The organism is Pseudomonas sp. PAGU 2196, from assembly GCF_022179005.1.
GTDB lineage: Bacteria > Pseudomonadota > Gammaproteobacteria > Pseudomonadales > Pseudomonadaceae > Aquipseudomonas > Aquipseudomonas kermanshahensis.
On record NZ_BNTL01000056.1, the window covers coordinates 1 to 546 of the forward strand.

Annotated in this window: 1 protein-coding gene; it reads right to left on the reverse strand. The window is 64.3% G+C overall.

Annotation, left to right across the window (positions count from 1 at the left end; all coding sequences use genetic code 11):
• Window positions 1–440 (reverse strand): DsbE family thiol:disulfide interchange protein (locus MFF34_RS27775; protein ID WP_238217801.1); only part of this gene is annotated, 440 nt, incomplete at its 3' end.
• Between the last annotated feature and the right edge of the window lie 106 nt (window positions 441–546).

Consider the following 546-nt stretch of genomic DNA (forward strand, 5'->3'; position numbering starts at 1 on the left):
ATGCCCTTGGCGTCGATCAGGAAGGTTTCCGGCGCACCGTACACGCCCAGGTCCAGGCCCAAGGTGCCCTGCTCGTCGCGGATATCCAGCTGGTAGGGGTTGTGGAACTCGGCCAGCCACTTCAGCGCCGCGCCATTGTCGTCCTTGTAGTTGACCCCGTGGATCACCACGCCCTGCTCGGCCAGCTGGTTCAGGTACGGGTGCTCGACCTTGCACGACGGGCACCAGGTCCCCCACACGTTGACCAGCGCCGGGCGGCCCAACAGGTCGGCCTGGGTCAAATTGCGATCACCTTGCACCGAGGCCAGGGAAAACGCCGGGAAGGGCTTGCCGATCATCGCCGAAGGCAGTTCGTCGGGTTTGAGGAACAAGCCTTTGTAGAGGAAAACCGCCACCAGCAGAAACACCGCCAGTGGCACCACCATGATCCAACGCTTCATGCAGCTGCTCCAGACACGCCCAGGACATCACGCACCCGGGTCTTGACCTTGACGCGGTAACGCCGGTCGAGGGCCGCCAGCAACCCGCCCAGGCCGGTCAGCAGAC